Annotated in this window: 11 protein-coding genes; 10 read left to right on the plus strand and 1 reads right to left on the minus strand. The window is 32.7% G+C overall.

The features are described 5' to 3' along the window. Nucleotides 1–13 precede the first annotated feature (13 nt). From purS to NTX22_04860, 10 genes are all read left to right on the plus strand, one after another. A complete protein-coding gene (gene purS / locus NTX22_04815) occupies nucleotides 14–265 on the plus strand; it encodes a phosphoribosylformylglycinamidine synthase subunit PurS (GenBank protein MCX6149827.1) in 252 nt (83 codons plus the stop codon). Continuing rightward, nucleotides 262–963, plus strand: a complete 702-nt coding sequence (gene purQ, locus NTX22_04820; protein ID MCX6149828.1) for a phosphoribosylformylglycinamidine synthase subunit PurQ — start codon at nucleotides 262–264, stop codon at nucleotides 961–963. The genes purS and purQ overlap by 4 nt, the downstream gene beginning before the upstream one ends. Nucleotides 964–987: 24 nt before the next feature. Then, entirely contained in the window at nucleotides 988–1173 is a 186-nt protein-coding gene (tatA, locus tag NTX22_04825) for a twin-arginine translocase TatA/TatE family subunit (protein ID MCX6149829.1), read from the plus strand. Nucleotides 1174–1263: 90 nt separating this feature from the next. Then, nucleotides 1264–2712 (plus strand): Asp-tRNA(Asn)/Glu-tRNA(Gln) amidotransferase subunit GatA, encoded by a 1449-nt coding sequence (gatA, locus tag NTX22_04830; GenBank protein MCX6149830.1) that lies wholly within the window; start codon nucleotides 1264–1266, stop codon nucleotides 2710–2712. Nucleotides 2713–2811: 99 nt separating this feature from the next. After that, nucleotides 2812–3192 carry a HEPN domain-containing protein gene (locus NTX22_04835; GenBank protein ID MCX6149831.1) on the plus strand — a complete coding sequence of 127 codons (381 nt, stop codon included), beginning with the start codon at nucleotides 2812–2814 and terminating at the stop codon, nucleotides 3190–3192. Continuing rightward, on the plus strand, nucleotides 3171–3491 hold the full coding sequence (locus tag NTX22_04840; protein MCX6149832.1) for a nucleotidyltransferase domain-containing protein: 321 nt from the start codon (nucleotides 3171–3173) through the stop codon (nucleotides 3489–3491). The genes NTX22_04835 and NTX22_04840 overlap by 22 nt, the downstream gene beginning before the upstream one ends. 259 nt (nucleotides 3492–3750) lie before the next feature. Next, nucleotides 3751–4719, plus strand: coding sequence for a succinate--CoA ligase subunit alpha (sucD, locus tag NTX22_04845; GenBank protein ID MCX6149833.1), 969 nt, complete (start codon nucleotides 3751–3753; stop codon nucleotides 4717–4719). A 99-nt stretch (nucleotides 4720–4818) separates the two neighbouring features. Next, nucleotides 4819–5250 (plus strand): nucleoside-diphosphate kinase, encoded by a 432-nt coding sequence (gene ndk, locus NTX22_04850; protein ID MCX6149834.1) that lies wholly within the window; start codon nucleotides 4819–4821, stop codon nucleotides 5248–5250. 44 nt (nucleotides 5251–5294) lie between these two features. After that, on the plus strand, nucleotides 5295–6545 hold the full coding sequence (locus tag NTX22_04855) for a DUF1343 domain-containing protein (protein ID MCX6149835.1): 1251 nt from the start codon (nucleotides 5295–5297) through the stop codon (nucleotides 6543–6545). A gap of 12 nt (nucleotides 6546–6557) precedes the next feature. Continuing rightward, entirely contained in the window at nucleotides 6558–7598 is a 1041-nt protein-coding gene (locus tag NTX22_04860; protein ID MCX6149836.1) for a DUF6263 family protein, read from the plus strand. 193 nt (nucleotides 7599–7791) lie between these two features. On the opposite strand, the gene NTX22_04865 is transcribed toward NTX22_04860, so the two are convergent. Continuing rightward, a complete protein-coding gene (locus NTX22_04865; protein ID MCX6149837.1) occupies nucleotides 7792–9573 on the minus strand; it encodes a M14 family metallopeptidase in 1782 nt (593 codons plus the stop codon). Nucleotides 9574–9846: the final 273 nt, after the last annotated feature.

The following is a 9846-nucleotide window of genomic DNA, read 5'->3' on the forward strand; positions in this document are numbered from 1 at the left end:
TTTGAGGAACAATTTGTATAAAGCAACTGTAATAATTAAAAGAAGAGAATCGATACTTGATCCGCAGGGAAAAGCAGTTGAACAAGGTGCTAAACTTCTTGGTTTTAACAATATTGAACAAACCAGAATCGGAAAGTATATAGAATTTTTTATTAATATAAATGATAAATCTCTTGCGGAAAAAGAAGTAAAAGAATATTGCCATAAACTTTTAGCAAATCCAATTATGGAAGATTATGAATACAAACTTGAAGAGGCACAATGAGCGTTAAGTTTGGAGTTGTTGTATTTCCCGGTTCCAACTGCGATCACGACGCTTACTATTCACTTAAAAAGGTGCTTGGTTACGACGTTACTTTTTTGTGGCATAAAGACAAAGATTTAGAAAACTCAGATGTAATAATTCTTCCAGGTGGATTTTCTTATGGTGATTATCTAAGAACAGGCTCTATTGCCAGATTTTCTCCAATTATGGAAAAAGTAATTTCATTTGCAGAAAATGGTGGATACGTGATTGGAATTTGTAATGGTTTCCAGATTTTACTTGAAGCTGGATTATTGCCCGGCGTTATGATTAAGAATGATTCACTAAAGTTTATTTGCAAGGATGTTTATCTATCTGTTGAAAATTCTGATACAGCTTTTTCGAAACAGATAATGAAAAAAGTAATAAAGATACCTATTGCTCATGGCGATGGTAATTACTTTAACGATAATGATGCCTTGGTTGATCTGGAAAAGAATAATCAGATCGTTTTTAAATATTCATCACCAGAAGGAATAATCTCTGAAAAGTTTAATGCAAATGGATCTCAAATGAATATTGCTGGTATAATTAATAAAAAAGGTAATGTTCTTGGAATGATGCCTCATCCAGAAAGAGCTTGCGATCCAATCCTTGGAAAAACTGATGGAGCAATGATTTTTAATTCAATAGCAAAAAATATATTTGCGGAAGTATAAATAATTTAAAAAGAGGAAAATAAAATGTTTGGAAACTTAGGAACAGGCGAAATAATACTTATAATTATTGCCATCCTTATTTTATTTGGAGCTAAGAAAATTCCAGAATTAGCACAAGGTATTGGGAAAGGCATGAAAGAATTTAAGAAAGCATTGAAAGATGTTGAAGAAGATGTAAAGGATCCAGATAAACCAACAAAAAAAGAGTAATTTCGTTTCACATTCTCTTTGTCCCTTTTTATGAATGGGACAAAGGGAATATACAAATCTCAACTTTCAAATCAGATCGAGGCTAATCTGTTGCACAACTATAAAAACTATTCTGAAAAAATTGAAAAAATAAAATCAGGTGAAATTTCTCTCGTTGAGAATGTTCAATCATTTATTAATCGCATAGATAAGGATAAGCATTTAAATGCATTCAACTTTATTTTTGCAGAAGATGCTTTGAACAATGCTGAAAGAATAAACTTAAAAATACAAAATGGAACTTATGGTAAGCTTGCTGGGATGGTTGTGGCTGTTAAAGATGTACTCGCAATAAAAGATAAACCTCTTACTTGCTCATCAAATATTTTAAAAGAATTTATTTCTCTTTATAGTGCAACCGCAATTAAAAAATTATTAGATGAAGATGCAATTATTATTGGAAAAACTAACTGCGATGAATTTGCAATGGGTTCTTCAAATGAAAATTCTGCATTTGGGAATGTACTCAATCCTATTGATAATTCAAGAGTTCCCGGCGGCTCAAGCGGAGGTTCTGCGGTTGCTGTTGCAGCAGATCTATGCGATGCTTCACTTGGAACTGATACAGGCGGATCAATAAGGCAGCCAGCATCTTTTTGCGGAATTTATGGTTTGAAACCAACTTATGGTAGAGTTTCCCGCTACGGATTAACGGCGTTTGCTTCATCATTCGATTCCATTGGTCCATTTGCAAAAAACGTTGAAGATATTGCTCTGTTGCTTCAGGTTATTTCCGGCAAAGATGAAAAAGATTCAACTTCAATTGAAAAAGAAATTCCACATTATTTTAACATTCTTTCCAATAAAAATTTGATTGAAGAATTTAAAAAGAAAAAGCCACGCATAGGAATTCCCAAGGAATATTTTGCTGCAGGATTGAATTCGGAAGTTAGAATTGCTATCGAAGAAAAGATAAAGCAACTGAAGGATGATGGTTTTGAAATTATAGAAATCAGTTTACCAAATACTGAATATTCCATTGCTACTTATTACATTCTAACAACAGCAGAAGCATCTTCTAACTTAGCACGGTACGATGGAGCAAGGTATGGTTATCGTCATCCGGAAAGTGGAAATCTTAAAGAGATGTATACAAATTCCCGCACAGAAGGATTTGGGGTTGAAGTTAAGAGAAGAATTATGCTTGGCACTTACGTTCTTTCTGCCGGTTATTATGATGCTTATTACCGTAAAGCACAAAAAGTTCGCCGTCTTTTAAAAAATGATTTTGATGAAGCATTTAAAAAAGTTGATTTAATCTTAACACCCACCTCCCCCTTCCCTGCTTTTAAGATTGGAGAAAAATCCAACGATCCACTGGAAATGTATTTGAGTGATATTTACACTACGTCTGCAAACTTAGCTGGTATACCCGGGATCAATCTTCCAATTGCAAAAAATTCCGAAGGATTGCCGATTGGAATGCAATTGATGGCAAACCAATTTGATGAGCTGACATTGTTGAAAATGAGTTACTATTTACACCATAGCATGATTTAAATAATACCTGATCAGAACCATTTTATATTTTATTTGAAATGTAATCCTTCCTAAAAAAGAATTTTTGTTATATATTAAAGCATAAAAAGAAATTCTTTTATGCTTGATGTTATTAAACAAATCGACTACTGGAAAGCGGGTGCAATAAACGACATTGAATCTGCCGAGATCCTACTTGAAAAGAAAAAATACCTTCACGGTTTATTTTTCTGTCATTTAACTATTGAAAAAGCATTAAAGGCTAATTACGTTAAAGCAAATAATAAATTGGCACCTAAAACACACCAATTAAGATATCTTCATAATAACTCTAATATCAAATTAAACATAGAACAAGAAGAACTTCTTGGCATTTTAATGAACTACCAAATTGAAGGCAGATATCCCGAATATAAAATACAACTACCTAATTCTGAATTAGTAAAAGAATATCTTAAAAGAACAAAAGAATTATTGAAATGGTTAGTAGAGAAATTATAAAAACAATTAAACTATACCTTAATGAAGTTGCTAAAAAAGGTATTAGTATAAAAAAAGCATATTTGTATGGGAGTCATGCAAGAGGTGAGGCTACGTCTGATAGTGACATAGATTTATTATTAGTCTCACCATTATTTGAAGAAAGAAATGACAAATTAAAAGCTCAGCTTTGGCTGATTGCTGGTGATATAAATTATAAAATTGAGCCTTATGCAGTAGGCGAAAAAAAATTTTTGGAAGATGATCATTCTCCATTGTTAGAAACTGTAAGACAAGAAGGAATTGAAATAAGTTTTTAATTCAATGTTTATTTTTTCAAATTGCTTAAAAAAATCAATCCAAAGATTAAACTCATTACTCCAAGCAAATATTTTTTTATTTAAATAGTCAACAATTTTTCCAGCTTTAGTTATAAGAAAATTCTATTTGATATTATTTTAAATGTAGAGGAACAACAAATAGGGCTATTCCACAAATTTATTTTTCTTAATAAACTATTATTTTATTTCCTTATTTTTGAACAAGAAAAAATATACCAAAGAAATCATAGGAATTAATATGAGCATTCTTGTAGATAAAAAAATCCGACTTGTGGTTCAAGGAATAACCGGCGGCGAAGGTTCATTTCATACAAAACAAATGATTGAATATGGAACAAATGTAGTTGCAGGTGTTACTCCTGGCAAAGGTGGACAAATATTAGAAGGAGTTCCAATTTTTAATTCAATTGAAGAAGCTGTTAAAGAAAAGAAAGCTAATGCTTCTGTGATTTTTGTACCGCCTCCATTTGCTGCAGATGCTATTTTGGAATCAGCCAACTCAGGAATAAAATTAATCATTTGCATTACTGAGGGTATTCCAGCAAAAGATATGGTAAATGTTTTCAATTCACTAAAATCTAAAAACGTAAGATTGATCGGTCCAAATTGTCCTGGAGTTATTTCACCCGGTAAAGCAAAAATAGGAATAATGCCCGGCTTTATACACAAAGCTGGTAATGTTGGTGTTGTTTCGCGCAGCGGCACTTTAACTTATGAAGCAGTAAAACAATTATCAGATTTGAACATTGGACAATCCACATGCGTAGGAATTGGTGGTGATCCGGTAGTCGGTTCTCAGTTTATTGATATTATTAAACTCTTCAATGATGATCCAGGCACTGATGGAATTATAATGATTGGTGAGATTGGTGGAACCGCTGAAGAAGAAGCGGCATCATTTATTAAAAAGAATGTTAAGAAACCAGTTGTTGGTTTTATTGCTGGAAGAACTGCTCCTCCAGGAAGAAGAATGGGACATGCCGGAGCAATTATTTCTGGTGGAAAAGGAACAGCAACTGAAAAGATGGCAGCTTTGAAAAAAGCAGGAATTAAAGTAGTGGAAAGTCCTGCGGAGATTGGTGTAACAATGCAAAAGGCTTTGAATGCATTTAAACCAAAATTAGAGAAAAAGAAAAATGTTCTAAAATTAAAATCAATTATAAAATCCGTTAAGAAAATTAAATCCACAACCAGGAAGAAAAAATAATAAACGGATAAATTTTTATCATCATATTTTGTAATAATTTTTTGAAATAGCATTACCGTTTAGAACAATGCGGTTTAACAACATTAAATGGAGAATCATTTGAGCAACAGAACACTTGCAATATTAAAACCTGATTGTGTTAGAAAAAATTTGGTTGGACAGGTAGTTACAATGATTAACAATGCTGGCTTTAAAATTAAAGCGATGAAAATGGTTCGGTTAACAAAAGATTCCGCTGCCGGATTTTATGAAGTACACAAACAGCAGCCCTGGTTTGATAACTTACTTGATTATATGACTTCCGGTCCGTGCATCCCAATTGCTTTAGAAAAGGAAAATGCAGTTGCCGATTTCCGTAAACTTATTGGTGCAACAGATCCAATCAAAGCGGATGAAGGTACCATCAGAAAACTTTATGCTAAAGATAAAACTGAAAATATAGTTCATGGTTCAGATTCGGATGAAAATGCCAGAAATGAAATAGCACATTTTTTCCCCAGGAAAGAACTTCTTGAAAATTATTTTGATTAATCAGAACTATTAATAAAATTCTCAAATTTAATTTTGCTGGTAAAATGAAAAGAAAAATTTTTCTATCAATCGTATTGTTATTATCAATTAACTGCTTTGCGCAAGTGCAAATTCCTAAAGCCAGAAAAGTAATTGTTGGAGCAGATTTACTTCTTTCCGAAAACTTCGACTTGATTAAGGGAAAGAGACTTGGAATTGTAACCAACCACACTGCCCTGCTTGACTCTAAGGTTCATTTGGTTGATACACTTTTCCACCGAAATGATGTAAAGATTTCTGTTTTGTTTGGACCTGAACATGGTATAAGGGGTGATAATGCTGACGGAGCTAAGATTGAAGATGGCAAAGATTCCAAAACTGGAATTCCTGTGTACTCTCTTTATGGCAAAATAAATAAACCAACAAAAGAAATGCTTAAGGATGTTGATGTACTTATTTATGATATCCAGGATGTTGGTGCAAGATTCTATACTTTCATTTCTACTTTATTTTATACTATCCAGGCTGCTGCAGAAAATAATATTCCAGTCATCGTTCTGGATAGACCAAATCCAATTGGGGGGCTTAATGTTGATGGACCAATATTAAAACAAGAACTAACTTCCTTTGTAGGAATTGCTCCAATACCAATTATGCATGGTATGACGGTTGGTGAGCTTGCAACTATGTTTAACGAAAGTGGGATGATTGGCAAAGACTTAAAAGCAAATCTTACAGTAATAAAAATGAAAAGCTGGGAGCGCGGACTTTACTTTGATAAATGCAATATTCACTGGCTTAGACCATCGCCCAATATTTATTATATTGTAACAGCTATTATTTATCCCGGTACTTGTTTGATAGAAGGAACTAATGCTTCTGAAGGAAGAGGAACAGAAGCACCATTCCAGATTATTGGTGCACCATATATAAATTCGGATACTCTTTATAAAGCAATAAATAATTTGAAATTGAAAGGAGTTAAATTTGTTGCAACTGATTTCACTCCGGTTGAAATAGCAAACGTTGCTTCCAGTCCAAAGTATAAAGGACAATTATGCCACGGAATTAAAATAAATGTAACGAATAGATATAATTTTAATCCAGTCGAATTTGGAATTTCATTGATATCAACTTTGTATAATTTATATCCAAAAGATTTTAAGTTTACAGCTTCACGTTTTGATAAATTAAGTGGAGATAAATCGATCCGCGAACAAATAATTGCGGGTAAAACTCCAGAAGAAATTATTTCTAGCTGGCAAAAGGAATTAAATAAATTTAAAGATCTTAGAAAAAAATATTTACTTTATTAGAAGAGAACTGAAATGAAAAAAATTTTAATTGTTATAATCGCTTCATTATTATTAATTAGCTGCGGAAAAAAAGATAAACCCGAAGAAAATAAGACAACCGCAACACCTGATACTACCGGCGTTCTTAATACGGTTAAGGATGATGCACCGCCCAAAGATGTAGCAATCTCCTACCAACTGCTTAAAGATAAGAAGTATACTTACAGGTTAACTTCAATCTCAAATACTACTCAATCAGTAATTTCAGATTCAACAATGAAGCAGAATTTGAAACAAACAATTTCTTACATTTTTGAATTGAATGTAACAGATGTTGATGCTGACAAAGTTATGGACATCAAAATTAATTTGTCATCTGTTAATCTTACTGCGGATGCAAACGGACAAAAGATTACCTACCAATCCGGAACAAAAATGGATTCTTTGCAGAGATTGAAATTTTTAGAATATGAAGCTGTAGTAAATAATCCCTTTGCAATTAGATTAGATCAAAAAGGAGAAATATTGGAAATTTACCGTGTTGATAAAATCGTAAATAAATTTCTTACACTTCAGGGATTAAAAGATTCAGTTACAATCGAACAGAAGAAACAATTCCAAACAAATATTTCTGAAACCGCGCTTAAGCCTTTAATCCAGCAGATATTTAGAACTCTCCCAAAAAATAAGGTAGGGAAAGACTCTACCTGGACAAATCAATATACAACCCGGCTTGGAGTTTTTGAAATTGATAATATCGCCAAATACAAACTAACAGATTTTGCAAAATTAAATGATGAAAGGTTAGCAGTGGTTGATGCTGGATTAGATATTGTTGCAAGAGGAAAAAACAAAGTTTCTGAAAATGGTGTTAACTACGACTTTAAGAAACCGGAAGCAACTGGTTCTGGTACAATTTATTTTAATCTTAATAAAGGCTGTATTGAAAAATCAAAGACAAGCACCACATTAAAAATGTCTTTAACAATGAACATGCCTAAAACTCCACGTGGACCGATGAAAGCTACCCGTAACGATTTTATGCTTAACACAAACGTGTTGGAATTATTATAAACTTTGTGTCTGTGCTTTATCGTGTCTGTTGCAGAACTTGTCATTCTGAATGAAGCAAAGCGAGATGAATAATCTCTATACAAATAATTGCACTTACCGTTATCCGAGTGTGAACTTCTTCGCTCATAACATCGCTCAGAATGACATATCCGAGTTGTATAACCGACACTATCGATGTTATACACACAACGGATTAAAGTTCAGTTTTTTCAAGCACTCTCATTACCGGGTAAACATTCATTTCTTTATCAAAATATTTAGAATGCTGATAAAAGAAGTCTAATCGCTTGTTGGGATCTTTTCTGAATGATTCATCCTCATTTAATTTTTTCAAGAATTCTTTTTTAAGATCAGGATCATCCTCTGCCATCTTTCTCGCAATTGGTTCCATTGAGTAATCTTCAAAATATTCTTTTTGTTCAAAGATGGCATTAAAAAATCCCCAGTTTACAAACGAATCAGGAGCTTTAGGTTCAAGCAGATTCAATATTACTCTAATTGTTCTCTGATTTGTATAAACAATATAAGTTCCTTCGGGAATTTGAACTTCCTCATTGTAACTTACCATTTCAAAACCTGGCTGATGTCTTCCTTCATATGGATTCTCTGCAAATTTAACATTGCGGAATTTATATCTTTCAACATTTACTAATTTATTTTCTTTAACCTCTCCTATCTTTACACCGTGTAGCTTTAACCTTTCTGCAATTAAGCTCCATTGATGTGGAATCAAATATGCGGCGGGAGCTTTTACAGTTACTGCTGGCAGCATTTTATTGTAATATGGAATTTCCTGTGCAAATTTTTCTCCAGTATATCTTTTAATTTTTGTTCCGGTAATCCAGCTCGAATCTTCTGAATACTTGATTCCTTTAAATGAAAATGAAGTTTTATCTTCAGTTCGTTTATAAGTAACCGGTAGTGGTTGTTTATCAATAACAAATTCATTTATAGAGTTCTGATCTGCTTCCCTGTTCATCGATTTAAGCTCTGCTGAATTTTTGTTAATAAATTCCAATGTTGAAAGCAAAGCTGATTTAGTTGCAAGCACTCTATCCTTATACGGTTTTAACATATGTGTTTCTGTTAAAAGTGATGGTCTGTTTTGAACAGCAAAATACCCGGTGGAAAGACGAGGTAAAGAAACCCATTCAGTAACTCCATCAGAAACATTATCGCTTTTAAAACCAACATATGGAGAAACCATATATCCCTGCTTCTCTACCGATTTGGTAAAATAAGGAACAAATTTATCCATCAACCAGGCTGATGTTTTTCTATAAATATTTTGATGCTTCTCAACTTCATAATTGAGTGTATATTGAAAATCTAATCCATCGGTTGTGTGTGTATCGATTACAAAATCCGGGAGCCAGGAAGTAAACAATTTTAATAATGCCTGCATTTCCGGAGAATCTGCTTTCATATAATCTCTGTTTAGATTTAAGTTCTGTGCAGTTGTTCGCCATCCCATTTCTTCCGGACCATTCTGATTTATCCTGTTGAACGCACCTATCCGCTCATGACCATCAACATTAAATACTGGAATGACAAGAAGGATTATATTATCCAGTAAATATTCTTTTTCCTTACTAACCAAAATATCGCGTAGCAATAACATAGACGCATCTTTGCCTTCAATTTCACCAGCATGTATTCCATTTTGAATTAATACAACTGCCTTTTTGCTGTTTGCAGCTTTTTCTTGAGTGAATGCCTTTTCTTTAGAGACAATTAGACATTGCAATTCCCTGCCCTGCGGGGTTTGCCCAAAGTTAATTAGCTTAGCTGATGGGAATTTTTCGAATTTTTTAAAATAAATTATCGACTCATCATAATTTGGTGTTTTTAAAAAATTAGATTTTTCAAAAAAAGTTTGCCACTCTTTATTTGGAATTTCTTGTGCAATAGAAAATGAGGATGAAATAATGATCACTATTAAAAAGTAAAAACAGAGATTTAGAAACTTCTTCATAAAAATCCTTTGGGCTGAATTGTTAATTTTTATGAAACGAAAATAAATTGGTTGGAAGTAATATCCAAATTTTGTTTTATTTATTTCCATTTAGATTCTAACAATGAATCCCATTTTATTTATATCTTCAATGAACTAGTATAACGTTTCACAAATAGCTTTACAAATAGAAATAAAAGAGTTATATTTACTTCTGAAAAGAAAAGGAGTAAATATGTCCAGAAAAAGTAGTCGTCCACGATTAAAATTGGATGAAAAAGAATTAAATAAGTT

This window comes from Ignavibacteriales bacterium (assembly GCA_026390815.1).
Classification (GTDB): Bacteria; Bacteroidota; Ignavibacteria; order Ignavibacteriales; family SURF-24; genus JAPLFH01.